General features: G+C 66.0%; 27 protein-coding genes. 12 read left to right on the forward strand and 15 right to left on the reverse strand.

Features of this window, described 5'->3' with window-relative positions:
• Nucleotides 1-4: 4 nt before the first annotated feature.
• The 8 genes from AB5K84_RS30555 to dapA all read right to left on the reverse strand — a co-directional run bounded on the left by AB5K84_RS30555 (nucleotide 5) and on the right by dapA (nucleotide 6,354).
• Nucleotides 5-841 (reverse strand): ABC transporter substrate-binding protein, encoded by an 837-nt coding sequence (locus AB5K84_RS30555; protein ID WP_011086093.1) that lies wholly within the window; start codon nucleotides 839-841, stop codon nucleotides 5-7.
• A gap of 121 nt (nucleotides 842-962) precedes the next feature.
• The gene (locus AB5K84_RS30560; protein ID WP_038966021.1) at nucleotides 963-1,265 is read right to left on the reverse strand and encodes a DUF4286 family protein; all 303 of its coding nucleotides are present in this window, start codon (nucleotides 1,263-1,265) and stop codon (nucleotides 963-965) included.
• A gap of 11 nt (nucleotides 1,266-1,276) precedes the next feature.
• On the reverse strand, nucleotides 1,277-2,218 hold the full coding sequence (locus tag AB5K84_RS30565) for a dihydrodipicolinate synthase family protein (protein WP_236842210.1): 942 nt from the start codon (nucleotides 2,216-2,218) through the stop codon (nucleotides 1,277-1,279).
• A gap of 8 nt (nucleotides 2,219-2,226) precedes the next feature.
• Nucleotides 2,227-2,658 (reverse strand): MaoC family dehydratase, encoded by a 432-nt coding sequence (locus tag AB5K84_RS30570; protein WP_011086090.1) that lies wholly within the window; start codon nucleotides 2,656-2,658, stop codon nucleotides 2,227-2,229.
• 3 nt (nucleotides 2,659-2,661) lie between these two features.
• Entirely contained in the window at nucleotides 2,662-3,069 is a 408-nt protein-coding gene (locus AB5K84_RS30575; protein ID WP_028172095.1) for a MaoC/PaaZ C-terminal domain-containing protein, read from the reverse strand.
• Between the two features lie 11 nt (nucleotides 3,070-3,080).
• Nucleotides 3,081-4,244, reverse strand: coding sequence for an acyl-CoA dehydrogenase family protein (locus AB5K84_RS30580; RefSeq protein WP_441232707.1), 1,164 nt, complete (start codon nucleotides 4,242-4,244; stop codon nucleotides 3,081-3,083).
• A complete protein-coding gene (locus tag AB5K84_RS30585) occupies nucleotides 4,241-5,431 on the reverse strand; it encodes a CaiB/BaiF CoA transferase family protein (protein ID WP_038966022.1) in 1,191 nt (396 codons plus the stop codon). The genes AB5K84_RS30580 and AB5K84_RS30585 overlap by 4 nt, the downstream gene beginning before the upstream one ends.
• A 14-nt stretch (nucleotides 5,432-5,445) precedes the next feature.
• Nucleotides 5,446-6,354 carry a 4-hydroxy-tetrahydrodipicolinate synthase gene (gene dapA, locus AB5K84_RS30590; protein ID WP_028172098.1) on the reverse strand — a complete coding sequence of 303 codons (909 nt, stop codon included), beginning with the start codon at nucleotides 6,352-6,354 and terminating at the stop codon, nucleotides 5,446-5,448.
• Between the two features lie 184 nt (nucleotides 6,355-6,538).
• Here dapA and AB5K84_RS30595 point away from each other — a divergent pair, with 184 nt between their 5' ends.
• The 6 genes from AB5K84_RS30595 (at nucleotide 6,539) to AB5K84_RS30620 (ending at nucleotide 12,160) form a co-directional block, all read left to right on the forward strand.
• The gene (locus AB5K84_RS30595; protein ID WP_011086085.1) at nucleotides 6,539-7,624 is read left to right on the forward strand and encodes a LacI family DNA-binding transcriptional regulator; all 1,086 of its coding nucleotides are present in this window, start codon (nucleotides 6,539-6,541) and stop codon (nucleotides 7,622-7,624) included.
• A gap of 3 nt (nucleotides 7,625-7,627) precedes the next feature.
• Nucleotides 7,628-7,996, forward strand: a complete 369-nt coding sequence (locus tag AB5K84_RS30600) for a tautomerase family protein (RefSeq protein ID WP_011086084.1) — start codon at nucleotides 7,628-7,630, stop codon at nucleotides 7,994-7,996.
• A gap of 15 nt (nucleotides 7,997-8,011) precedes the next feature.
• The gene (locus tag AB5K84_RS30605) at nucleotides 8,012-9,154 is read left to right on the forward strand and encodes an acyl-CoA dehydrogenase family protein (protein WP_011086083.1); all 1,143 of its coding nucleotides are present in this window, start codon (nucleotides 8,012-8,014) and stop codon (nucleotides 9,152-9,154) included.
• A gap of 16 nt (nucleotides 9,155-9,170) precedes the next feature.
• Nucleotides 9,171-10,754 carry an acyl CoA:acetate/3-ketoacid CoA transferase gene (locus AB5K84_RS30610; RefSeq protein WP_011086082.1) on the forward strand — a complete coding sequence of 528 codons (1,584 nt, stop codon included), beginning with the start codon at nucleotides 9,171-9,173 and terminating at the stop codon, nucleotides 10,752-10,754.
• Nucleotides 10,755-10,763: 9 nt separating this feature from the next.
• The gene (locus tag AB5K84_RS30615) at nucleotides 10,764-11,252 is read left to right on the forward strand and encodes a MaoC family dehydratase (RefSeq protein ID WP_011086081.1); all 489 of its coding nucleotides are present in this window, start codon (nucleotides 10,764-10,766) and stop codon (nucleotides 11,250-11,252) included.
• A gap of 71 nt (nucleotides 11,253-11,323) precedes the next feature.
• Nucleotides 11,324-12,160, forward strand: a complete 837-nt coding sequence (locus AB5K84_RS30620; protein WP_028172104.1) for an ABC transporter substrate-binding protein — start codon at nucleotides 11,324-11,326, stop codon at nucleotides 12,158-12,160.
• A 45-nt stretch (nucleotides 12,161-12,205) separates the two neighbouring features.
• Here AB5K84_RS30620 and hydA read toward each other — a convergent pair whose 3' ends face one another.
• Genes hydA through AB5K84_RS30645 form a run of 5 tightly spaced genes read right to left on the reverse strand, consistent with a single transcriptional unit; the run spans nucleotide 12,206 to nucleotide 16,983 of the window.
• Nucleotides 12,206-13,666 (reverse strand): dihydropyrimidinase, encoded by a 1,461-nt coding sequence (hydA, locus tag AB5K84_RS30625; protein ID WP_011086079.1) that lies wholly within the window; start codon nucleotides 13,664-13,666, stop codon nucleotides 12,206-12,208.
• Complete coding sequence (locus tag AB5K84_RS30630; protein ID WP_011086078.1) at nucleotides 13,627-14,364, reverse strand: maleate cis-trans isomerase family protein; 738 nt, start codon at nucleotides 14,362-14,364, stop codon at nucleotides 13,627-13,629. Before AB5K84_RS30630 ends, hydA begins: the two co-directional genes overlap by 40 nt.
• A 3-nt stretch (nucleotides 14,365-14,367) precedes the next feature.
• Entirely contained in the window at nucleotides 14,368-15,144 is a 777-nt protein-coding gene (locus AB5K84_RS30635) for an ABC transporter ATP-binding protein (protein WP_011086077.1), read from the reverse strand.
• On the reverse strand, nucleotides 15,144-15,995 hold the full coding sequence (locus tag AB5K84_RS30640) for an ABC transporter permease (protein WP_011086076.1): 852 nt from the start codon (nucleotides 15,993-15,995) through the stop codon (nucleotides 15,144-15,146). The genes AB5K84_RS30635 and AB5K84_RS30640 overlap by 1 nt, the downstream gene beginning before the upstream one ends.
• The gene (locus tag AB5K84_RS30645) at nucleotides 15,979-16,983 is read right to left on the reverse strand and encodes an ABC transporter substrate-binding protein (RefSeq protein WP_011086075.1); all 1,005 of its coding nucleotides are present in this window, start codon (nucleotides 16,981-16,983) and stop codon (nucleotides 15,979-15,981) included. Before AB5K84_RS30645 ends, AB5K84_RS30640 begins: the two co-directional genes overlap by 17 nt.
• Nucleotides 16,984-17,157: 174 nt before the next feature.
• Here AB5K84_RS30645 and AB5K84_RS30650 point away from each other — a divergent pair, with 174 nt between their 5' ends.
• Together AB5K84_RS30650 and AB5K84_RS30655 are read left to right on the forward strand one after the other, a co-directional pair.
• Nucleotides 17,158-17,892 (forward strand): GntR family transcriptional regulator, encoded by a 735-nt coding sequence (locus AB5K84_RS30650; RefSeq protein ID WP_370163210.1) that lies wholly within the window; start codon nucleotides 17,158-17,160, stop codon nucleotides 17,890-17,892.
• Nucleotides 17,893-17,894: 2 nt separating this feature from the next.
• The gene (locus AB5K84_RS30655) at nucleotides 17,895-18,644 is read left to right on the forward strand and encodes an aspartate/glutamate racemase family protein (protein WP_038966024.1); all 750 of its coding nucleotides are present in this window, start codon (nucleotides 17,895-17,897) and stop codon (nucleotides 18,642-18,644) included.
• Here the strand turns inward: AB5K84_RS30655 and AB5K84_RS30660 are convergent, their stop codons facing one another.
• On the reverse strand, nucleotides 18,645-20,024 hold the full coding sequence (locus tag AB5K84_RS30660) for an amidase (RefSeq protein WP_011086072.1): 1,380 nt from the start codon (nucleotides 20,022-20,024) through the stop codon (nucleotides 18,645-18,647).
• A gap of 88 nt (nucleotides 20,025-20,112) precedes the next feature.
• Here AB5K84_RS30660 and AB5K84_RS30665 point away from each other — a divergent pair, with 88 nt between their 5' ends.
• The 4 genes from AB5K84_RS30665 to AB5K84_RS30680 are packed head-to-tail and all read left to right on the forward strand — an operon-like array spanning nucleotide 20,113 to nucleotide 23,981.
• Complete coding sequence (locus tag AB5K84_RS30665) at nucleotides 20,113-21,207, forward strand: ABC transporter ATP-binding protein (protein WP_011086071.1); 1,095 nt, start codon at nucleotides 20,113-20,115, stop codon at nucleotides 21,205-21,207.
• A gap of 29 nt (nucleotides 21,208-21,236) precedes the next feature.
• Nucleotides 21,237-22,283, forward strand: a complete 1,047-nt coding sequence (locus AB5K84_RS30670) for an ABC transporter substrate-binding protein (RefSeq protein WP_011086070.1) — start codon at nucleotides 21,237-21,239, stop codon at nucleotides 22,281-22,283.
• Nucleotides 22,284-22,302: 19 nt separating this feature from the next.
• Nucleotides 22,303-23,166, forward strand: coding sequence for an ABC transporter permease (locus tag AB5K84_RS30675; protein ID WP_011086069.1), 864 nt, complete (start codon nucleotides 22,303-22,305; stop codon nucleotides 23,164-23,166).
• Nucleotides 23,166-23,981: an ABC transporter permease gene (locus AB5K84_RS30680; protein WP_028172112.1), complete on the forward strand. Its 816-nt coding sequence runs from the start codon at nucleotides 23,166-23,168 to the stop codon at nucleotides 23,979-23,981. The genes AB5K84_RS30675 and AB5K84_RS30680 overlap by 1 nt, the downstream gene beginning before the upstream one ends.
• Here the strand turns inward: AB5K84_RS30680 and AB5K84_RS30685 are convergent, their stop codons facing one another.
• Nucleotides 23,982-24,317, reverse strand: a complete 336-nt coding sequence (locus AB5K84_RS30685) for a hydroxyisourate hydrolase (protein WP_028172113.1) — start codon at nucleotides 24,315-24,317, stop codon at nucleotides 23,982-23,984. It lies immediately after the preceding gene.
• Nucleotides 24,318-24,325 lie beyond the last annotated feature (8 nt).

Below are 24,325 nucleotides of genomic sequence, written 5' to 3' on the forward strand. Positions count from 1 at the left end.
GGTATCAGGCCGGACCCGGGCCGGCGATCGCAAGCGGCTGATCGGCCGGCATGCTGGTCAGGCCGAACTTGTCGAACAGCGCCTGGTAGCTGCCGTCGGAACGCATGGCGTTCAGCGCCTTGACGACGGCATCGACCACCGTCTTGTTGCGGAAACCGAGCGTGGTACGCGCCGTGCCGAGCCCGCTCAATACTTCCTTCACGCGACCACGGCCGGTGAGATCACGCGCCACGCTGTCGACGAGCAGCGCGTTGTCCACCTGCCCGGCCAGCAGCGCGCTGACGACGTTGGTGGCGGTGGGGAAGGTCCGCATCTCGACGGCTGCGCCGCCCTTCGCCACGCTCGCATCGCTGAGCTTCTTGAGCCAATTCATCTGGTAGGTGCTGACCTCGACGGCGGATGTTTTTCCGATCAGATCATTTTCGGTAGCAATTTTTGTGCCGCTGTCGGGCGCAACCACGACCGAAATCGCCTGAATGGCGTACGGCACCATGTACATCAGCTTCGAACGTTCCTCGGTCCAGAACATGCCGGTGTCGATGCCGTCGATGCGGCCCGCGGCCATGGCCGGTATCATCGCCGGAAAATCCATCCGGACGAGTTCGACCGGAAGACACAACCGCTTGCCGAGCTCGGCGGCGAGTTCCACGTTGAGGCCCTGCAACTGGCCGTCCTTGTCGACGAATTGCTGCGGCGGGTTGGTCGGATTGATCGAGAGCTGCAACTTCCCGGGCGCAATCAGATTGTCGTCGGTAATCCCAGGCGTACAGGCCGCATGCGCAGCCGTGGATGCGAAAGCGAGCGCGGCAGCCGCACTCAGGCGAAGCAGTGTCGAGAGCATGTGATACCTCCAGTAAGACGCCAATGACCGATGCAGTCCCTCGCCCGGGATTCCCCTCAATGTTTGTTGGATGCGGCCGGCCGGATCTCACGACACGACAGGCAGCATCGTCTTCGCCCCCTCAAGTCGGTCCCGACGTCGGCTTGAGCTGGATTCGCATGAAGTTCTTCACCAGGGATTCGAACGGACCGAAGCCCTTCACCTTCAGGAACTCCGGCGTTTCGAACGCCCATCGTCCCGCGACTTCGTACATCGCGGCGTATTTCGGCCCGTCGCCGATCGAGACGAAGCGCTTTGCGGACAGCCAGCCGGGACAGGCGAGCAAATCAGGAAAATGCCTCTGCTCGTACCAGGCGTTGAACGCGGCCTCGTGCTCGGGATCGATGTCGACCCGCACGATGTGAATGAAGGCTTCGTCGGCCATGGGTTCGTCCCTCACGCCAGACGAATGTCGCCGGTCGCGCGCGCCGCACCGAGCGTCGTTGCGATGGCGTCGCACAACGCCGGAACGACCGGCAGCAGCGGCGGCCGCGGATCGGCGTTGCCGATCAAGCCGAGCGCCTTGAGCCCGACTTTCATGCGCGTGTGCATGTCCATGATCGGCGCCGGGCCATAGATCGCGCGGACGATTGGATAGAGCCGCTCGTTGACCGCGCGCAGCGCGGTGAGATCGTCGGCGAGCGCCGCCTGCCAAAGCGCGACGAACAGATCCGGCGCGAGGCTGACGAGGCCCGAGAGAATGCCGTCGCCGCCGATGGCGAGCTGCGGCAGGAACCAGTTGAAGTTCGACGGCAGGATCGCAACGGAGGGATCGGCCCGCTTCACCGCCCGGCGATTCTCGTCATAGGCGAAGATGCTGTCGCTGCCCTCCTTGATGGCGATGACGCCGTCGAGCGCTGCGATCTTCGCCAGCGTCTCCGGTGAGTAGCCAAATCCGGACGCCAGTGGATATTGGAAGATCGACACTGGAATGCCGATGGCGGAACTGACCGCCTGCACGAAGGCCACCGGTGCTCGCGAGGTCGCCGATGCACCGCCACCAAGCGGCGCCGGCGGGAACAACACGGCACAATCGGCGCCGGCCGCTTCCGCGAGCTGCGCCTGATGGATCGCTTCCGCGGTGGAATGCGCGATGATGCCTGAAAGCAGCGGCTTGCCGCCGATGTGCTTGCGCGTCCGCTCGATCACCGCCTGCCGCTCGTCGTCCGAGAGCGACCCGCCCTCGCCGGCATGTCCGTTGACGAACACGGCCGCGATTCCGTCCGGACAGGCGCAATAGTCGAGCACGCGAGCGTAGCCGTCCCAGTCGATCGAGCTGTCGTCCTTGAAGGGCAGCACGGTCGCGACCGTGACGCCGCGCAGGTCAGGTTTCCTCATCGGCTTGCTCATGACGGTTTCCGCCGTGGAAATTTCAGGCTCGCGCGCGCCTTCAGCACTTCGAGGCCGCCCTCGTTGCGGGCGCTCGCCTCCCAGATGATGGTGCGGGTCTCGTCGTGCTGCTCGGCGATCCAGACGTCGAAGGTGAGCGTGTCGCCGTAGAACACCGGGCCGGTGAACCAGAAGCGGTCCTCGACAGAGACGCCGATCGTGCCGACCAGTTCGCTGGTGAGGATGCTGGTGCAGAGGCCGGCGACCATGATCCCGGGCGCCAGCCTGCGGCCGAAGCGCGTTGCGCCCGCGTAGACCTCGTCGACATGAACAGGGCCGAAATCGCCGGTCGCAGCAATATAGAGCGCACCATCCGCCTCGGTGATGGTCTTGCTGAGGCTGACCCTGTCGTTCACCTTCAGATCGTCGAAGGATTTCGGCTCGTACATGGCTCAGCCCTTCGCGAACGGAACCAGCGTCGCGGTGCCGTCCACCACGGTCGCCCCCGAGGGCGACAGCGTGCAGGTGACGCGGCAGACCGCGTCATCACCGGCAACCGAGACGATCTCGGCCTTGGCCTCGACGGACTCGCCGACAATCACCGGCGCAGCGAAGTTCAGCGCGATGCTGCCGATCCGCCGCGTCGGTCCGCCGAGCTGGCTGAGGCAGGTCGTGGCAAGGCCGCCGACCGCGAGCTCGAAGGCGACCATGTTGGAGGCGCCGGCCTTCCTGGCGCGGACGGCGTCCACATAGAGACCGCCGAGATTGCCGCTGATGCCGGTGAACATCGCCTGCTCCGCGACCGTCATGGTCTTGCGGAAGGCGAAGACGGCGCCGGGCTTGAGAGGTGCGTGAGACATCGGTCGTTTCCCTAGAGCTGCAAGCCATTCTTGATGGTGCTGCGCGCCACCAGCATGCGGTGGATTTCGGAGGTGCCGTCATAGATGCGGGTGACGCGCGCGTCGCGATACATGCGCTCCAGCGGCAGGTCCTTGCTGAAGCCCATGCCGCCGAACACCTGGATGGCGCGGTCCACGACGCGGCCCTGCATCTCGGAGGCCGCGACCTTGATCATCGAGACCTTGTCGCGCGCATCCCGGCCCTGATCGATGTCCCAGGCGGCGTTCATCACCATCATCTTGACACCGAAGATCTCGGTGGCGGAATCGGCGATGAGTTTCTGCACCATCTGGAAGTCACCGATGAGTTGGCCGAACTGACGCCGCTCGCCGGCATGCTTGCGCATCATCTCGAGCGCACGCTGCGCCATGCCGACGGCACGCGCCCCGATATGGGCGAGACGGATCTGGAGCACGCTCTGCATGATCAGCTTGAACCCGCCGCCGACCTCGCCGAGCACGGCCGCTTTCGGAATGCGGCAGTCCTCGAAGGCCAGCTCGGCGTGGCCATAGCCGCGGTGGCCCATCATCGGCTGCGTGCGTGCGACCTTGAAGCCAGGCGTGCCACGATCGGCCAGAAACAGCGTGATGCCGGCCCGCGCGCGCTTCTCCTTGTCGGTCAGCGCCATCAGGATCACGTAATCGGCGATGTCGCCGTCGCTGATGAAATGCTTGGTGCCGTTGAGCACCCACTGGTCGCCCTCGAGATGCGCGGTCGTGCTGATCGAGGCGGCGTCGGAGCCGGCGCCCGGCTCGGTGATCGCCATGGCGCAGATCTTGTCGCCCTTCACCGTCGGCAGCAGATAACGCTCGACCTGATCGCCCTTGCAGGCCATCAGCATCGGATAGACCTGGCCGAACACGCGGCGGATCAACGCATCGGAGGTCTTGCCGAACTCTTCCTCGACGAGGCAGTGCTCGACGCAGGACAGCCCGCCGCCGCCGACATCCGCCGGCATGTTCATGGCATAAAGACCGAGCTTCTGCGCCTTGGCCTTGGTCACCGCCAGCGCATCGGGCGGCACCTTGGCCGTCTGCTCCACCACGTCTTCGAGCGGCTGCACCTCTGTTTCAACGAAACGGCGGACGGTGTCGACCAGCAGGCGCGTATCCTCAGGGATTGAAAAGTCGATCATCGCGCCACTCCCACCGCCTTGCCGGCGATCATCGCGTCAATGTCGGCAGCGCCGTAGCCGATCTCGCCGAGCACCTCGCGCGTCTGCGCACCTAGCCGCTGCGGCACCAGCCGCACCTCCGGCGTCCGGCCGTCATAGCGAGCGGGATGCGCCACCATCCGGATTTGCGCGCCGCCGGCACTCTCGGCGCTCTTGAACACGCCGAGATGCTTGAGCTGGGGATCGGCCTCGAGGTCGCGATAATCCTGCACCGGCGCGTGCCAGATCCGCGCCGCCTCGAGCGAGGGCAGCCAATCGGCCGTCGACTTCTGCTTCAGACGCGTCGCGACGATCCGCGTGATCTCCTCGCGCTTCGAGAAACTGTCGGCCTCGCCGAACCGCTTCAACTCTTCGCAGTCAAGCCCTGCCGCGAGCGCCTTGGGCGCCGCCATGGAGATCGCGAGATGGCCGTCGGCCGTCGCATGAATGCCGTAAGGCCCGGGGCTGAACCAGGCGGCAATTCCGGCCGGACCGCGTGGCGTCGGCGACGGCGCGCCATTGAGCCAGGCGGTCAGCGGCTCGACCTGGAGATCGAGGGCGGCCTGATAGAGGTTGACCTCGACGAGCTGCCCTTTCCCCGTCCTGGTCCTGGCAAACAGTGCGGCGAGAATGCTCATGGCATAGAGCGAGGCCGCATGCTGATCGACGATCACCGCGCCGACAGCGGTCGGCTCGCCGTCCGCCCGCCCCGTCCGCATCGCAAGGCCCGACATCGCCTGGAGCAGCAGATCCTGGCCGGGACGATCCTTGTAGGGACCTTCCGATCCGAACCCGGTCGCCACCGCATAGATCAGGCCGGGGTTGATCGCCTTGAGAGTGTCGTAGCCGAGGCCGAGCTTGGCCATGGTGCCCGGCCGGAAGTTTTCCATCACGACATCGGCGGTCGCGACCAGCTTCTTCACCGCGGCGATGCCGTCGGGATGCTTGAGATCGACGGCGAGACTGCGCTTGTTGCGCCCGGTCGCCAGGTGATTGACGCTATCACCCGCGACGAAATGATTGGCCACCGCCCAGTTGCGCTGAAACGCGCCCTCGATCGGCTCGACCGCGATGACGTCGGCGCCGAGATCGGCGAGCGTCTGTGCGGCCAGCGGGCCCGCGAGGTAATGATTGAAGCTGAGGATCTTGACGCCATCGAGCAGGTTCATCGATCACACCTGGTTTAAGCGGCTGCAATGGACGCGCCGCGCCACGCCAGACCGAACGACTTGACCAGCGCCAGCGCGGCCGCGTCCTGTGCGGCCGGCAGCGGCAGTCGCGGCGGGCGCGGGCCGCCGACCGCAAGGCCCATATGGCCGAGCAGCGCCTTGCTGCCGGCGACATAGGCCTGGCCGCCGACGAACTCGATCACCGGCAGATATTTCAGATAGAGCTCGCGCGCCTCCTTGATGGCGCCCTCGTCTGCGACGAGGCTGAAGATGCGCGCCATCTCGGACGGCACCACATTGGAGGCCACCGCGACCCAGCCTTGCGCGCCCTCGACGAAGGATTCGAAGCCGAGGATGCCGCCGAACACGGTCATCCTGTCGCCGCAGAGCCGGATGATGTCGCGCACCCGCGTCACCTCCAGCGTCGACTCCTTGATATAGAGACAGTTGTCAATCTCGGCGATGCGCGCCACGAGCTGTGGCTTGAGATCGACATTGGCGGTCGCCGGGTTGTTGTAGACCATGATCGGCAGCGCGATCGCGTCGGCCACCGTCTTGTAGTGATGGACGAGCTCATCGTCGGTCGGCGTCGAATAGAACGGCGGAATGATCATGACGCCGTCGGCGCCCAGCTTTTCGGCACGGCGGCTGAGGCGAACCACCTCGCGCGTATCCTCCGCACCGGTGCCGATCAGCACGGGCACGCGCCCCGCGGCCTGGCCGATGACGACCTCCGCCACCAGCGCCTTCTCGTCGTCGTCGAGAGACAGGAATTCGCCGGTCGAGCCGAGCGGGATCAGCCCATGAATGCCCTCCGCGATCTGCCAGTCGACGAAGGCGCGCAAGGCTGCGACATCGACCTCCCCCGCTGCCGTGAACGGGGTGATCATGACGGTGTAGGTGCCGCGGAACGTCTTCATCAGGGAACTGCCGGGTGCTCGGGTGAATTCAGGCGATGGGTGCCGCCTGCGGAATATCCGCACGCCTTATGCAATCGTTTGCATAAATGGCTCTGCATTGGGCAACACCATCCACTTTTTGAGCTTGATCCGCGTGGAATAAGCTCATAGCGTTTCTGCAATCGATTGCAGTCTATCGGCAGGTTTGATGACCGTCACGCTCAAAGATGTGGCACAGGCGGCCCGCGTTTCGGTCAGTACCGCCTCGCGCGCACTGACGGGAACCGGTCTGACCAGCGAGCGCACGCAGCAGCGCCTGACGCGCATCGCGCGCGAGCTAGGCTATCGGCCGAACCCCATCGCGCGCGGACTGAAGACCGGACAATCGCGGCTCGTCGCGCTTCTGGTTCACAACCTCACCAACGCCTCGTTCCAGGTGATGGCCGAAGTGGTGCAGGCGCGCCTGAAGGCGCTGGGTTATCAGATGCTTCTGTGCATCGGCGGCGACGATCCGCAGCAGGAGAGCGACACCCTCACCACGCTGGTCGACCATCGTATCGACGGGCTGATCGTGGTGCCCACCGGCAAGAACGGCCCGCAGCTCAAGGCGTTGGCGAAGGACGTCCCGATCGTCTGCCTGGTGCGGCGCGACGACGCAACCGATCTCGAGACCGTGCTCGCCGACGATCCGCAAGGCGCCTATCTCGGCACACGCCATTTGATCGAGCTCGGCCACAAGCGCATCGGGTTGATCGTCGGCCGCCAGGACACGACGTCCGGCCGCGAGCGACTGTCCGGCTATGTCCGCGCGCTGCGCGAGGCCGGCATCGCCAAGGACGACACATTGATTCACGCCGGCCATTTCGTCCCCGAGACCGGTGCGACGGGCTGCCGCAAGCTGCTGGACCTCCCTCGCCCGCCGAGCGCGATCTTCGTGGCCAACCACGAGGCAACGCTCGGCGTGCTGCGCGTGACGGCGGAGCGGAACATCGCGATCCCCGACGACCTCTCGCTGCTCTGCTACGAGGACATGCCGTGGTTCGAATGGCATCGCCCCGCCATCAGCATCGTCGACAACGGCGCGCGCGATCTCGCCAATCTCGCCGTCGACCGGTTGCTGCAACGCATGGATGCGAAGGGCAACGGCAATGACGGCGTTCGCGAATATCGCGTCGGCGCCCGGCTGATCAAGCGCGACTCCTGCCGCCAGTTCGATGCCCCGCCCCCTGCGAGATCCGCGAAGTCCAAATCATCTTCATCCAAATCATCTGCGGCCAAATCCGCGAAGGTCTGATCGATGCCCTATGTCGAAGTGCTCGCCCCGCAAGCCCCAAACCAGCGCAAGGCTGCGCTGGCGAAGTCCGTGACCGACGGCCTGATGTCGGCGTTCGGCGTCACCGCTGATACGGTCACGCTCTATTTCCTGAACATTGCGCCCGATGACTACGCCCATGCCGGCACGTTCGGCGCGCAGGCCACCGGCCAGCGCATCCTGCTCAAGGTGCATGCGTTCCGCCGCAGCGAGGCCGAGCGCCGCGCCGCCGCCATCGCGCTGACCCGCGGCGTATGCAGCGCCTATGGCGTGCCCGGCGACGACGTCGCGGTCTATTTCCTCGATCGCGACCGCAGCGAGGTCTCCCACGATTCCAAGCTCGCCAGCGATTGACGGGAGCCGCACGCCATGGACCGCTTCTACTCTCAAGACCAGAAAGCCCTGCGCGAGACAGCGCGCCGCTTCGCGGAGGCTGAGATCCTCCCGCGCGCCGCCACGATCGACCGCGAGGACCGCTTCGACCGCACGCTCTACAAGGGCATGGCCGATCTCGGACTGTTCGGCATCTGCCTGCGCGAAGGCGCCGGAGGCGCCGGCCTGGATGCAGTCGCGGCCTGCATCGCGATGGAGGAGCTGGCGCGATGCTCCGGCGCAGTCGCCAATGCCTTCGCGATCCCCGTCGAGGCGGTGCTGTTCTTCGACCATCACGGCACCGACGCGCACAAGGCACTGATCCCGAAAATTCTCAGCGGCGACATTATTCCTGCGACCGCCGTCTCGGAGCCCGACCATGGCTCCGACGTCGCCGGCATCCGCACCCATGCGGTGCGCGAGAGCAACGGCTGGCGGCTCAACGGCACCAAGGCCTGGGTGACGCTCGGCGGTGTCGCCGACCGCATCATGGTGTTCGCGCGCACCGGCAGCGAGGCGGGCCACCGTTCCATCTCCTGCCTGCTGGTCGACGGCGCCCTGCCCGGCATCGCCCGCGGCAAGAACGAGGAGCTGCTCGGCATGCACGGCCTCGACGACTGCCAGATCACCTTCTCCGACGTGCGCCTGCCGGCCGACAGTGTGATGGGGCCGGAGAACCAGGCCTTCAAGATGGCCATGAGCAATTTCAACTTCAGCCGGCTGATGATGGCCTCGATGGCGCTCGGCATGGCGCAGGCCGCGTTCGAGGACGCCACCGCCTATGCCCGCGACCGCAAGCAGTTCGGCCAGGCCATCATCGGCTTCCAGGCGGTTCAGTTCATGCTCGCGGACATGTCGACCGACATCGCCGCCGCGCGGCTTCTGATCCACCACGCCGCGCGCCTGCACGATGCCGGCGAGCCGATCGCCAAGGAGGCGGCGCAGGCCAAACTGTTCACGACCGACATGGCGATGAAGCACGTTTCCAACGCGCTGCAGATCCACGGCGGCAACGGCTATTCGCGCGAATATCGCATCGAGCGGCTGTTCCGCGACGTCCGCCTCGCCCAGATCTACGAGGGCACCAACCAGATCCAGCGGCTCATCATCGCCCGCCAGGTCGAGAAGGAGGCCGCGTGATGCGGGGCGTGCAATCATGCTGAGCATCATCACGGCGGCAGAGGCCGCCCGCCTCATCCGCGATGCCGACACGCTGATCGTCGGCGGCAATGGCGGCACGGGGGCAGCCGAAGCCATTCTAGACGCGCTGGAGCAGCGCTTCATCAGTGGCCAGGGTCCGCACAATCTGACCCTGATCAACATCACCGGCGTCGGCGCCGTGACCGAGAAAGGCCTCTGCCATCTCGCCCATGAAGGCCTGGTCGCGCGCGTGATCGGCGGCAATTTCGGCTTGCAAGTGCCGTTCATGCGCCTCGTTCGTGACGAGCTGATCGACGCCTATAATTTTCCGCAAGGCGTGATGAGCCAGCTCTGCCGCGCCATGGCGGCGAAACATCCGGGCGTGCTCACCCATGTCGGTCTCAACACCTATATGGATCCGCGCCAGGACGGCGGCCGCATGAACAAGCGCACCACCGCTCCGCTGGTCGACCTGCTCGAGCTGCACGGCCAGTCGTGGCTGCTCTACCGCGTCCCCGCCCCGCCCGATGTCGCCATCATCCGCGGCACCTCCGCCGACGAAGACGGCTATGTCAGCATGGAGCACGAGGGTACGACGCGCGAGGATCTTTCGATCGCGCAGGCCGTGCACAATGCGGGCGGCACCGTGATCTGCCAGGTCAAGCGGATCGTAAAGCGCGGCTCGATCCATCCGCAGATGGTCAAGATCCCCGGCTTCCTGATCGACCATATCGTGCTCGAGCCCGATCAGATGCAGACCTACGGCACCGCCTACGATCCGGCGCGCTGCGGTGAAACGCGTGTGCCCGAGGCGATGATCACGCCCGATCCGCTGACCGAGCGCCGGGTGATCGCCCGCCGCGCCGCCTTCGAGCTACGCCCGCGCGACGTCGTCAATCTCGGCGTCGGCATCTCCGCGATGATCCCGAACGTCGCGGCCGAGGAAGGCATCTCCGACCTGATCACGCTGACGGTCGAATCCGGCGTGGTCGGCGGCGTGCCGGGCCATGCGCGCGAATTCGGCACCGCGATCAATCCGCGCGTCATTCTCGACCAGGCCTATCAGTTCGACTTCTACGACGGCGGCGGGCTGTCTTGCGCCTTCCTCTCCTTCGCCGAGGTGGACGAGGCCGGCAACGTCAACGTCACCCGCTTCGGCGATCGCCGCGACGGCTCCGGCGGCTTCATCGACATCACGCAGAACGCCAAGCGATTGATCTTCAGCGGCACCATGACCGGTGGCAAGTTCGATATCGGCGTCGAGAACGGGCGCCTTGCGATCCGGCGCGACGGCGCCTTCCGCAAGTTTGTGCCGCAGGTTGGTCAGATCAGCTTCAGTGCCTCGCTTGCCGCGCAGCGCGGCCAGCACGTCAGCTATGTCACCGAGCGCGCCGTGTTCGAACTGGAGAACGGCAGCGTGACCTTGACCGAGATCGCGCCGGGCGCCCGCCTGGAGGAGGACATCCTCGCCCATATGGGCTTTCGGCCGCGCATTAGCCCGCAACTGAAGGACATGGATCCGCGCATCTTCCGCTCCGGGCCCATGGGCATCGCGCAGAGCTTCAAGGCCTTGCCGGCGCGGCCGCGCAAGGTCGCCTGAGGATTGGGCATGGACACCAGCGTCCCGATCAATCTCCGCTATGAGGACATTGCGCTCGGCGCGGAGTTCGAGACCGCCGCGCACACCGTGACGGAGGCCGATATCGCAGTCTTCGCCGACGTCACGCGCGACCATCATCCGCTCCACCTCGATGCCGGCTATGCGAAGTCGCGCGGTTTTCCCGCGGTGATCGGCCACGGACTGTTCGGCCTGTCGCTGATGGAAGGGCTGAAGTCGGAGTTGAAGCTGTACGAAGAGACCTCGGTCGCCTCGCTTGGCTGGGACGAAGTCAAATTCAAAGGTCCTATCGTCGCCGGCGATAGCTTGCGCGTGCGTTTCCGTTTCGTCGAGAAGCGGCCGACCAAAAATCCCGCGCGCGGCATCGTCATCGAGACGCTCGACCTTCTCAACCAGCGCGATGAGGTGGTGACCACCGCCCGCCACACCTCGCTGATCCTGACCCGGCAGGCCGATCGCGACGTGACGGCGGCCATTTGACGAGACAATGAAGAAGACGTCGGACCGGAGAACGGCTCCTCTGCCACCCACGATTTGATCGGAGTATTCAGATGCGATTTCTCAAGATCTTCTCCGCCTTCGCCCTGCTGGTCGGCCTGTCCCAGGCCGCCGGCGCCCAGACCTGCACGCCGAAGGTGCCGGCCTCGAGCCTGATCGAAGCGCCGAAGTGGCAGATGTCGATCAACCCGACGCTGCCGCCGCAGCAATTCGTCGACGACAAGGGCGAGTTGCAGGGCCTCAATGTCGAGCTCGCCCGCGAGATCGCCAAGCGCATCTGCGTCGAGCCGGTGTTTCTGCGCATGGACTTCCCGCCGATGATCCCGGCGCTGCGCTCGGGCCGCTTCGATGCCATCAACACCGGCCTGTTCTGGACCGAGGAGCGGTCCAAGATGCTCTACCTCGTGCCCTACGCGCAGCAGGCGATCAGCATCTACACCGATCCCTCCTCCAGCCTGAAGCTGGAGAAGTTCGAGGATCTCGCCGGCCGCGTCGTGGGCGTGGAATCGGCGACCTACACCGAGCGCAAGGCGCGCGAGTTCAGCACCGCGATGGAGGCCAAGGGCCTGAAGCCGATCGAGCTGCGCACCTTCACCACTGTCACCGCCACCTCAGCGGCGCTGCGTGCCGGTCAGCTCGAGGCCGCGCTCAACATCAACGAGACCGCCAACTCGCTCGAACAGAAGGGCATCGCAAAGATCTGGGTCCGCGACATCGCCGGCACCGACATCACCCTCGCCTTCCGCGACAAGCTGCTGGCCCAGGCCGTTGCCGATGCGCTCACCGCGATCCGCGCTGACGGCACCTATGACAAGCTGTTCGACAAGTTCGGCATGACCAAGCTGAAAACCACGACATTCGCCATCCGCGGCGACGGACCGACGAACTGACGGCGGAGATCGCCGACCCGATGTGATCCTCACATCGTGTGAGGATCACACCAGGCTGGACTTGCCGCGGCTCAGCACCTCGCCCGCGCCCTTGTCGCCGACGATCCTGCCGTGCTCGTACACCACGCGGCCGCGGGCAACCGTGGTGACGGGCCAGCCTGTGACGTCAAAGCCCTCCCACGGCGTGTAGTCCGCGCCGTGATGCAGATCGGCCTGCTGGATCGGCTTCTTCAATTTGGGGTCCCACAGCACGATATCGGCATCGAAGCCGACACCGATCGAGCCCTTGCGCGGATAGAGGCCGTAGATGCGCGCATGGTTGGTCGCGGTCAGCTCGACGAATTTTTGTAGGCTGATCCTTCCCTTCGACACGCCCTCGGAGAACAGGATCGGCAGCCGCGTCTCGACACCGGGGATGCCGTTCGGCACCCAGCGGAACGAGGTGCGCGAATTCGGTGTCAGCTTGCCCTTCGGGTCGTCGTAGCGGAACGGGCAGTGGTCGGACGAGAAGGTCTGGAACACGCCTGATGTAATGCCCTCCCAGATCGCCTGCTGGCTTTCGGCATCGCGCGGCGGCGGCGAACAGACGTATTTCGCGCCCGTAATGTCCATGTTCAGGCCCTTCATGTCGTCGGCCGTCAGCGTGATGTATTGCGGACAGGTCTCCGCATGAACAGGCAATCCGCGCTGCTGAGCCCAACGCACCTGCTCCATCGCCTCACGGCCGGAGACATGGACGATCATGATGGGGACGCCGACGATTTCGGCATGGCTGATGGCGCGATGGGTCGCCTCGCGCTCGACCGCCTGCGGCCGCGAGACCCCGTGATAATAGGGCGCGATATGGCCCTCGCGCTCCAGCTTGGTGGTCAGGAAGCGGATGGCGTCGTAGCCCTCGCAATGGACCATGACCAGCGCCTCCTCGCGGCGCGCGACGTCGAAGACCTCGAGCAACTGCTTGTCGCTGAGCACGAGGTCGTCATAGGTCATGAACACCTTGAACGAGGTGTAGCCGTCCTTGACGAGGGCCGGCAGTTCCTGCCCGAGCACGACCGCGGTCGGATCGGAGATAATGAGATGGAAGGCGGTGTCGATGTAGCACTCGCCTTCGGCGAGCTTGCGGTAGTTCTCGACGCAGGTCCGCAGCGAGGTGCCCTTCTCCTGAAGCGCAAAGGGCAGCACCATGGTGTTGCCGCCGGCGGCCGCCGCGCGCGTCGCCGAGGCGAAGTCGTCAGCCATCACCACGTCAGGGCCGGAGGCTTGCGAGATGTGGACGTGGCTGTCGATGCCGCCCGGCAGTGCCAGCAGGCCCGTCGCGTCGATCTCGCGCGCCGCGCCCTCGAGATGATCGGCGATGCTGACGATGCGGCCGTCACGGATGCCGATATCGGCGCGGAACTCGTCGCTGGCCGTCACGATGGTGCCGCCGCGAATGGCGAGATCGAGCTGCGTCACTGATGTCTCCGTCACTTGATGGCTGACATTGTCTGGAATATCCGGCCCCATTCCGCAAGAGCCGCAATGTCGCCGCCGGCAAGGCTCAGGGTCCGCCACAGCGTGACCGCGACCGAATCGAGCACGGCGATATCCAGTTCCCGCTCCAGCGAGGCGGCCAGCGCGGCCCCGTCGAGATTGGTGCAGAGGATGACGATCGCATCCGATCCTTCCGCCGCCACCGCGCGGATCATACCCGCAATCGTCGCCGGCGCGACCTCGCCGAAGGAAAAATTGTCGCGCAGTCCAAGATGCCGCTCGGCACGCGGGGCGATCCCCTCCTCGGCCCACACCTCTGCGATCCGCCGCTGCACGTCGTCCGTATAGGGCGAGACCAGGCCGACGCGTTTGGCACCGAGCGCCCGGGCGGCATCGATGCAGGCGAGCGTCGACGTCGTCGCGGGCACGCCTGTGCGCGCCGTGATCGCCTCACAAAGGTTCCTGTCGCGGCCGATGCCGAGCCAGCTTGCGGACGTGCCGTTCCAGGCGATGGCGTCGACTTTCGCATCCGCCAGCAGGTCCGCCGCCGGCAGCATCACCGAGGCGTCGAACTGGCTCAGCGCGGCGGCGTCCAGCGCAATCTCGGTGACGCGGAAGCGTGAGAAATGCGCGGTGACATCGGCCACGCCATGCAGCATGGCGCTGGTGACGGGCTCGAGCACCGAGTTGGACGATGGCGTGATCATGCCGAGACGCTTGCGCATGACCATACTCTACGACGCCTGCGCGAGGCGCGTCGACTCCTCCCGGATCAGAGCCAGGATGTGGCGCTTGGCGTCGTTGAATTCGGGGCTGGTGATGTCGCGCGGACGCGGCAGGTCGAAATTGACGGCCTCGCGGATCCGCCCCGGCCGCTTGGTCATCACCACGATCTTGTTGCCGAGCACCAGCGCCTCGTCGACGCTGTGGGTGACGAACACGATGGTGCAGCGGCGCTTCTGCCAGATCGCGACCAGTTCCTCCTGCATTTCGAGCTTGGTCTGGGCGTCGAGCGCCGCGAACGGCTCGTCCATCAGGATGACGCTCGGGTTCATCAGCAGCGCGCGGGCGATCCCGACCCGCTGGTTCATGCCGCCGGACATCTCGGAGGGATGATGGTGCTCGAAGCCGCGCAGGCCGACGAGATCGATGAACTCCATGGCGCGGTGGTGCCGTTCGGCCTTGCCGACGCCCTTGAGCTTGAGATGGAACGCAATGTTGTCGATCGCCGTCAGCCACGGCATCAGGGTCGGCTGCTGGAACACCACGCCGCGGTCCGAGCCGGGCCGCTCCACCTGCTTGCCGCCGACCAGCGTGCGGCCGCTCGTCGCCTGCTCGAAGCCGGCGATGATGTTGAGCAAGGTTGACTTGCCGCAGCCGGACGGGCCGAGCAGGCAGACGAAGTCATTGGCCTCGATGTCGAGATTGATGTTGTCCAGCGTCAGGAGATCGCGGCCGCGCCGCTTGTCGGAGAATACCTTGACGATGTTGCGAAGCTCGATTGCCGCCATCAGCCTGCCCTGCCCTGCACGGTGGTCGTCTGCTGCCAGCGCAGCGTGCGCGCCATGATCGCCTTGAGGCCGAGGTCGGAGAGATAGCCTAGCAGCCCGATCGAGATCATCGCGGCAAGCACGATGTCGTAGCGCAGGAAGTAGTAGGAATCCCACAGGACGTAGCCGAGGCCGCTCTTCACCGCCACCATCTCGGCGGTGACCGTTAGCATCCAGGCCGAGCCGACCGCGATGCGCAGGCCTGCGAAGATCGAGGGCAGCGCCGCCGGCAGCACGATATCGGTCAACATCTGCCGCTGGCTTGCGCCCATCATCGCGCCGGCACGCACGAGATTGTGGTCCACGGTCTTCACCCCGTGAATGCTGTTCATCAGCACGGGAAAGAAGGCGCCGAGGAAGACGAGAAAGATCGCGGGCTTGTCGGCGATGCCGAACCAGATGATCGCCAGCGGAATCCAGGACACCGGCGGGATCGGCCGCAGCATCTGCAGCGTCGGCTCCAGCGTCTTCTCGAACAGGCGCGACCAGCCGATCGCGACGCCAGCGAGAATGCCGAGCGCGCTTGCCAGCGCAAAGCCGCCGAAGACGCGAAGAGCGCTGGCGAGCGCATCGCGCAGCCAGTGCCCCGAATAGGTCTGCGTGGTCTCGTCGAAGCCGAACACCCAGTCGCCGAGCGCATGCAGCACCGCGCTCGGCGCCGGTAGCAGCGCCGGCGGCAGCATGCCGCTGCGGGCAAAGGCTTCCCAGCCCGCGATCAGCAGCGCGGGGACGACGACGCGTTCGAGCCCCTGGAACGCCCGTGTCAGCCGGAACGCCGGCTTGACCGGCGCGGCATCAATAACCGAGGTCATTCTTGGCTTTTCCCGTGGCCTGCTCCAGGAACGAATAGTCCATGTTCTTCTCCGCTTCCGCGGAGACGTCCTTCGCAATGTATTTGAGGTCGCGCATCATCGCGGCGATCGCGAGCGTCTGCGAACGATGGATCGCGGGATCTGGCGAAGCGTTCTTCAGCGCCTCGGTCGCGACCGTCTTGTCGAGGCCGGTGAGCTTGTTGATGACCTCGATCCACGGCCCCTTGTCGGCGATCAGCTTGTTGTCGAGCTCGACCACGGCGCTGACGACGCCCTGGACGCCGGCGCGCTGGCTCGCGATCACGTCGGAACGGGTGACGATCAGGTTGGTGAGATTCCCCGCGGCCTGGTCGTAGGGCAGCACGAAGTGCTTGCCGGCGCCGGCGAGCCGGATCTGCGAGGCAAACGGCTCGACCGAGCAGATCATGTCGACCTCGCCGCGCTGGAGCGCCGCGAGATGGTCCGACGGGTTGGGAATGTTGATGAACTGGATGTCCTTGTTGGGATCGACGCCCTGCTTCAGGAACGCGCCGCGCATGTGGATGTCCTGCGCATTGCCGCGGGACGCCGCGACCTTGAGCGGCTGACCGTCGCTCTTCGCCTTCAGAGCGGTCGTCTTGAAAGTGGTCCAATCCTCAGGCGGCAGGTTCAGCTTCGCGGAGGAGAGGCATTCCGAGCCGCCATTGATCTGGCCGGACACGGCGACGACGTCGAAGCCTTTGTCGAGCGCGGTGATGTAGTGGAGGTAAGTGACCTGCGCGACGTCGATGCTCTTCGACACCAGCGCGGTGAGCACGTCATTGCCCGAGTTGAAGCCGGTGGCCTCGACCTCGACACCCTTCGCCATGCCTGCAATCAGCGACATCGGCAGGCAGTGCGCGCATTTGGCGTAACCGAGCTTGATCTTGGCTGTCTGCGCGGAGGCGAGATCGCTGCCACCGAACATCGCCGCCATCACCACGAGGCCCCATCGCAAACTCGTCCGCATCGCTCACTCCGTTTCGAAGGCGCGAGGTCTCGCGCGTCACCAGAGATCATCGGTCGGCCTTTGCGGCAGCGCAACGGGGATTCTGCATGCTGCATACAATTTGCGCGTTGTGCCATTGTTTTCAGCGAGATGCGTCGGTATTTTGGGCAAGTCAAAGGGCTGGAAACGGCTAAGATGAGCGGAAGCAGTGAGGCACGCGTGCAGCAGAAATCGGAAGCGCCGAAGGGACGAAAGTCGCCCAAACTCAAGCGGATGGGCCTGCATGAGCGCGCCGCCGCGCGGATGCGGACGATGATCATCCGCGGCGAGCTGCCGCCGGGATCGCAGACCCAGGAGACCAGGCTGTCGAAGGAGCTGGGCGTGTCGCGCACGCCGTTGCGCGAGGCGATGAAGGTGCTGGCGGCCGAAGGGTTGATCGAGCTACGCCCCAATCGAAGCCCGCGCATCGCCGACATCGCGGTCGACGGCATCTCGGAGCTGTTCGAGGCGCTGTCCGGAATCGAACGGCTGGCCGCCGAGCTTGCCGCGGAGCGCGCCACCGAGCGCGATCTCGCCCGCCTGCGCACGCTTCAGACCCGCATGGAGGGTCATCACCGCAACGGCAAGCTCGACGATTACTTCGCCATCAACGGCGAGATCCACAACACCATCGTCCGCATGGCGCGCAACACGCCGCTGCGCGAGGCGCACGAGACGCTGATCTCCCGCGCCGAACGCGCGCGTTACCTCGCGCTCGGCGCTAACAGCCGCTGGAGCAATTCGGTCGACGAGCACGCCGATATCCTGGCAGCGCTCGAGGCGCGCGACAGCGAAGCGGCCGGCCGCCTGCTCGGCGCCCATGTCCGGCGCACCGGCACTGCCCTGCTCGAAGTGATCGCCGCCTCTCAAGCCAAGCAGACGGCGGCGTGACCATGAAGCTGCTGCTGCTCAATCCGAACACCAGCACCGAAGTCACGCACCTGATGATGGGGGTCGGGCAGCGCGCGGCCTCATCAGGCACCGAGCTGATCCCCTGCACCGCGACCCGCGGCGTGCCCTATATCGCGACGCGGACCGAGGCGCAGATCGGCGGCGCCATTGCGCTGGAGATGCTGGCCGAGCAGCACCGGAACGTCGATGCCGCGATCATCGCCGCCTTCGGCGATCCCGGCCTGTTCGCGGCGCGCGAAACCTTCGACATTCCCGTGGTCGGCATGGCGGAAGCCGCGATGCTGACGGCTTGCATGGCCGGCCGCCGCTTCGCCATCGTCACCTTCGCGCAGGCGTTGGGCCCCTGGTACGAGGAATGCGTCCGCGCCCACGGGCTATGGGAGCGCTGCGCCGGCATCCGCATGCTCGACACGCCGTTCCAGGCGATCTCCGAGGTCGGCACCGAGAAGGAGGATGTGCTGGTCGATCTCGCCCAGCGCGCCATCGTCGAGGATGACGCCGACGTGCTGATTTTTGCGGGCGCGCCGCTCTCGGGCCTCGCCGAACGCGTGGCCGACCGGATTCCCGTCCCCGTCGTCGATCAAGTCGTCGCCTCAGTGAAGCAGGCCGAAGCGCTTCATGCGCTGCGCCTGCGCAAGGCAACGGCGGGCACGTTCCGCCGGCCCGCCGCCAAGCCGACCATCGGTCTTGCCGAGGCGCTCGCCGCCCGGCTCGAGCATCGCGACAGCTGATCAGAGAGGCGGCCGGCGATGCGAAAACCCCAATTCGTTCTCGATGGCACGGCCGAAGGCAAACAAGCGGGATTCGCCGCCGGGCGGCGCGATGATCTGGATGCCGAACGGCAGCTCGTTCACATCCCTGGGTGCCGGCAAGGTCAGGACCGGAAACCCGACCAGCGACACGATGAAGGTGACAGCGAGATAGTCGATCGGCGTCTCCAGCGCGGCGCCGTCGATCGCGGTGACGTCGCTGATCTCGTTCGGCCAGGGCAAGACCGATGCCGCCGGCGCGACCAGGAAATCGGCGCGCGTGAACAGCTCGCGAAAGCTGCGGTAGATCGCCGTACGGCGGCGCTCGGCGGTGAGATAGTCCTCGGCGGAGAGTTTTGCGCCCGCCTCGATATTCCAGATCACGGTGGGCGTGAGCTCGGCGCGACGCGTCTTCAAAAGATCGCCATAGCTATTGGCGATGTGCGCGGCGCGCAACGTACGAAACGTCTCGATCGCGCCGCCGCAATCGGGCGAGGACGGCACAACATTGGCCACGCGCGCGAGCGCCTCGCAAGCCGCTGCGAAACGCGCACGAACCTCGCGTGCAACCGGCGCGACGCCGAAGTCAGGCGTGACGGCGATCCGGGGACGTCCTGCGATCGCTCGATCGTCACTGACTACGCGGGCCGAGAGCGGATCGTGCGCGTCGCTTCCCGCGCATACCGACAGCGCAAGCGCGAGATCGTCGACGCCGCGGGCGAGGAAGCCGTGGCTGGCCAGCATATCCCAGCCGAGCGGGCGGCGCGGCGACGGGATGCGGCCGGGCGTCGGCCGGATCGAGGCGACGTCGCAGAAGCTTGCGGGCGTGCGCACCGAGCCGCCGAAATCGGTGCCGTGCGCCAGCGGCACCATGCCGGCCGCGACCGCAACGGCAGAGCCGCCGGACGATCCGCCGGAGGTCAGCGCGGGATCGAAGGGATTGCGCGTCGGCCCGCGCAACCGGTTGGTGCAGACCGCACCGAAGCCGAATTCCGGCGTGTTGGTCTTTCCCAGAATGATCGCGCCGGCGCGCCGCAGCCGCGCGACCACGAGCTCGTCCTCGGCCGGGACGTGATCGCGGAACAAAGCCGAGCCGTAGGTGGTGGTCAGCCCGCCGGTATCGGTGAGGTCCTTGATCCCGATCGGCACGCCATGCAGCGGTCCGATCGGCGCGGGCGCCGCATCGCAGATTTCCGCCAAACGGCGGGCGCCCTCCGCATCGACCGTGACGAACGCCGCCAATCGGGTATCGAGGTCCGCAATCCGTGCGAGGTGCGCCTCGACGGCGTCACGCGAGGACAGCTCGCCTCTCGCGATAGCGCGCGCAAGCTCCGTGGCCGTGAGGTCGCAAACCGATGTCATCGGCCCACCATGCCAAAACGCGCATCGAAAGGCGAGCGCTTCGGGCACGAGACTTGCTTTCTCCTCTGGAGCAACGGGAGGCAACACCATGGCTGATGCGCCAAGCGGACGTTCGCTCGTCGTCGATGCGGTCACGCACCGCTATCCGAGCGGCGCACTCGCGGTCGAGAACATCAATCTCGACATCAAGGGCGGCGAGATCATCGCCCTGCTCGGTCCGTCAGGCTGCGGCAAGACCACCCTGCTGCGGATCATCGCCGGCTTCATCGCGCAGACGCAGGGGCGCATCATCATCGGCGACGACATCGTCGATTCGCTGCCGCCGAACCGCCGCGCGGTCGGCATCGTGTTCCAGAACTACGCGCTGTTTCCGCACCTGTCGATCAGCGAGAACGTTGCCTACGGGCTCGCCGCGCGCGGCATCGACAAGGCGAGCCGCCAGCGCGAGGCGCAGCGCCTGCTGGAGCTGGTGCAACTACCGACCATGGCAGAACGATTGCCGCGGCAGCTCTCCGGCGGCCAGCAGCAGCGCGTTGCGCTCGCCCGCGCGCTCGCGATCAAGCCGTCGATCCTGCTGCTCGACGAGCCCTTTGCCGCGCTCGACAAGAATTTGCGGCTCGACATGCAGATCGAGGTCAAGCGGCTGCAACGCGTCTCCGGCATCACCACGCTGATCGTGACGCACGACCAGGAAGAGGCGCTGTCGATGGCCGACCGCGTCGCCGTGCTGAGCCATGGCAAGCTCGAGCAGTTCGGCTCGCCGTCCGACGTCTACGACCGTCCGCAGACGCTGTTCGTCAATACCTTTGTCGGCTCGACCAATCGCATGCCCGGTGTCGTGATCTCGGCGGACCGCACCGCCGCAAAGGTCCGCCTCGATGCCGGCGCGGAGATCATCGCACGTCCCGCGGGCGGCGCGCTCGCCGAAGGTGGCCGCGTCACCGTCTGCATCCGGCCCGAGCATCTGCAATTCGTCGGCGACGAAACCGGCTTTGCCGGCGTGGTCGGCATGTCGCTGCCGCTGGGCGCCACCGTCGTGCACGAAGTCACGACCGCCGACGGCTCCGGCGTCAAGGTCTCGCAGGCGCGCATCGGCGAGACGCGCGCGCTGGAGAACGGCGCGGCGGTGCGCCTCGCACCGCTCGCCCCATCGCTCGCCAACGCCTTTCCCGCAACGCTTTAGATCCAGTTCTTGTCCAGAGGGAGTTCCACATGATCATGAACCGCCGAAGCCTGATGACGACCGCACTCACACTCGGCGCCATGAAGGCGTTTCCCGGCCTGAGCTTCGCCCAGGCCCGCCCGCTGGTGTTCGCGACCTTCACCGGAAGCTGGGAGGAGGCGCACAAGGCCGTGCTGGTGCCGGCGTTCCGGAAAGCCAACGCGGACGCCGCGATCGTGCTCGATCCCATGCTCTCGGTCGACCAGATCGCGAAGGTCAATGCCGCCAAGGCCAATCCGCCGATCGACGTCATGCTGCATGATCCCGGCCCCGCCCTCGTCGCGATCGGCCAGGACCTGGTCGAGCCCTATCCGGTCGAGAAGAGCGCCTACTACAAGGACCTGATCGCCGAGGCACAGGAGCCGATGGGCCCCGCCCCGTTCTTCCAGGTCGTCGGCCTCACCTACAATCCGGAAGCCGTCAAGACGCCGCCGACCTCCTGGGCCGATCTCTGGAAGCCGGAGTTCAAGGGGCGCGTCGGCATCACCAATCTCAACTCGACGCTCGGCACCGGCTGGCTGGTCGAGATCGCCAAGATGCGCGGCGGCTCGGAAGCCAATGTCGATCCCGGCTTCAAGGCGCTGGAGGAGTTGAAGCCCAATCTCGCCGCGGTCGCCGCCAATCCCGGCGCGCTCGCGACCCTGTTCCAGCAAGGCCAGATCGACATCTCACCCGGCAATTTCAACGCCATCCAGATCCTGAAGGCGCGCGGCGTGCCGGTCGAGTTCGTGGCCCCGAAGGAAGGCGCCATCGCCTTCAAGACCACGATCCATATCGTCAAGAACTCGCCCAACCGCGAGCTCGCCTTCAAGCTGATCGAGGCCGCGCTGACGCCCGAGGTGCAGACCACGCTGATGAACCCGCCCTACCTGATCGTGCCCACCAACTCCAAGGTGACGATGGGCGGCGAGATCGCGCGCGTGCTCGCCAAGGACACCGCCGAGCTGAAGCAGAAGTTCGTGTTCCAGGACTGGAAGAAGATCAACGAGCAGCGCTCGGCCTGGATCGAGCGCTTCAACCGCGAGATCAAGATCTAAGAGCTCCAAGGACCTGACGATGGGCGCAGCACCGGCATCACGGGACGTGACCTCCTACGGGATGGGATTGGCAGTGCCGCTGGCGCTGTTCTTCCTGGTCTTCTTCGTGGCGCCGCTGCTGCAACTGCTCTGGCTCTCGCTGCACAACGACACGGCCGGGCTCCATTGGGGGCTCGGCCAGTACCTGCACTTCCTCACCGATCCCTTCAGCCTCGGGGTGCTCGGCTCGACGCTGCTGCTAGGCGCGGAGGTGACGGCCGTCTGCCTCGTGCTCGGCTTTCCCATCGCCTGGCTCTATCAGCGGGTCGGGCCAAAGCTCCAGACCATCATCATCCTGATCGTGCTGCTGCCGCTGCTGACCAGCGTCGTGGTCCGCACCTTCGCCTGGATCGTCATCCTCGGCCGCCAGGGCATCATCAACGCGACGCTGCAATCGCTCGGCATCATCAATACGCCCTTGAAGCTGCTCTACACCCAGTTCGGCGTCGTGATCGCGCTGGCGCAGGTGCAGATGCCGCTGATGACATTGCCGCTGATCACCGCGCTCGGCCGCATCGATCCCAATCTCGACGATGCCTCCTGCTCGCTCGGCGCCGGGAGCTGGCGCACCTTCTTCAGGATCGTGCTGCCGCTGTCCTTGCCGGGCGTCATCGCCGGCTGCACGCTGACCTATGCCGCCGCGATCACGGCGTTCATCACCCAGTCGCTGATCGGCGGCGGACAGATGCTGTTCATGCCGATGTATCTTTATCAGCAGGCTTCCACGCTGCAGAACTGGCCCTTTGCATCCGCGATCTCGATCATCTTCCTGCTCGCCGTGCTCGCGGTCGTCTCCGTCTTCACCACGCTCGGCCGCCTGTCGCGCGGCTATGGAGGCGCGTGATGAGCGGTCGCAAGCGCACCCTGGAGGCGATCAGCTTCGAGTTGGCCATGACCGTGATCGCTGTCATCGCGCTGATCATCATCATCGCGCCGTCGCTGGTGGTGCTGATCGTCTCCTTCACCAGCGGCTTCTCGCTGCGCTTCCCGCCGCCGGGTTACTCACTGCGCTGGTACGCCGAACTGTGGGAGGCCTGGCAGCTTCACTTCGCGGCGAAGAACAGCCTCATCGTCGCGCTGTGGGCGACGGGCCTGTCCGTCGTCCTCGGCGTTGCCGCCGCGCTTGCGATCTCGCGCTCGCGGACGCTGTCGGCACGACTGCTCGATTCCCTGTTCATGTCGCCGCTGGTGCTGCCGGCGCTTGCCTTCGGGCTTGCCGCCCTGATGCTGTTCTCACTGGTCGGCCTGCCGGTCTCGCCCCTGACGCTGGTGATCGGCCACACCGTGGTGTGCGTGCCCTACGTCGTGCGCAATACGGTCGCAGCGCTCGCCCAGCTCGAGCCGACCTTGCTGGAGAGCTCGGCGGTGCTGGGGGCGAGCCGGCTCTACACGTTCCGCCGGATCGTGCTGCCGCTGATCCGGCCGGGCATCATCGCGGGTGCCTTCATCGCCTTCATGTCGTCGTTCGACAATGTGCCGGTGTCGCTGTTCCTGCGCGACGCCGCCACCGACATGCTGCCGATCCGGATGTGGCAAGACCTCGAGGGCAAGCTGGATGTGACCATCGCTGCCCTGTCGGGCGTGCTGATCATTGCGACCGTCGCGCTGGTTGCCGTCATGGAGCGCGTCACGGGCCTGTCGCGGCGGCTGACGAATTGATCAGGCGCCGCGGAACAGCGAATACCCCCAGCGCGTGAATTTCAGCGGCAGGTGAAAATGCTCGTCAACGTTCTTGATGCGGAAGCGGAACGGCGTCACCGTGAGAAAACCGTCGCTGTCCGCAAAGAACTCGCCGAGATGAAACAGGACCTCGTACTCGCCGGCCGTCACACCGGCGCCTTGCACTATGGGGTGATCGAGCACGCCATTGGCGCCGAGCCGCCCGTCGGCGATGCGCGAGGAGTCGGGATCGATCCGCCAGATCTCGACGCGCAGCCCCTGCGCGGGCCGTCCGCTCGCCACATCGACCGCGTGAATGGAAATACCGCCTGCCATCATGTCCC

The organism is Bradyrhizobium sp. 1200_D9_N1_1, from assembly GCF_052075915.1.
Classification (GTDB): domain Bacteria; phylum Pseudomonadota; class Alphaproteobacteria; order Rhizobiales; family Xanthobacteraceae; genus Bradyrhizobium; species Bradyrhizobium diazoefficiens.